1 protein-coding gene is annotated in these 392 nt (G+C 55.6%); it reads right to left on the minus strand.

Annotated elements, in window-relative coordinates; genetic code table 11:
• On the minus strand, positions 1-392 hold a 392-nt coding region (locus tag F2P44_RS34610), incomplete at both ends, for an IS701 family transposase (protein ID WP_167094632.1).

Consider the following 392-nt stretch of genomic DNA (forward strand, 5'->3'; position numbering starts at 1 on the left):
TTGCAAAAACCAGGTCTTCGGGTACGCCCGCCTTTAGACGACGTTCCGTATCACTCGCCCAGTCCTTCGGAAGATAGAGTTGGTAAGCAATGGGAACACTTCCCGACTCGGTGGCAAGTGACAAGCTAACCGCGACTTGGCAATTGTCCTGCTTGCCAAGTTGGCCGCAGTATTGACGCGCCACCCCAACTGAGTGCTTACCTTTCTTGGGGAAGCCCGTGTCGTCGATGATCCAATAATGCCCGGTTTGCGCGACCAATGCTGGCTGCACCCACTTACGAACCGATTCGAGCAGTGCCGAATCAGACCACGTAGACTTGGCGACAAAGTGATGTAGCGACTGATGCTTGGCGCGCACATGCATCGGGTCTGTATACGCCGCCAGTGGTTCG

Origin of the sequence: Massilia frigida (assembly GCF_011682175.1) — a bacterium.
GTDB lineage: Bacteria > Pseudomonadota > Gammaproteobacteria > Burkholderiales > Burkholderiaceae_D > Telluria_A > Telluria_A frigida.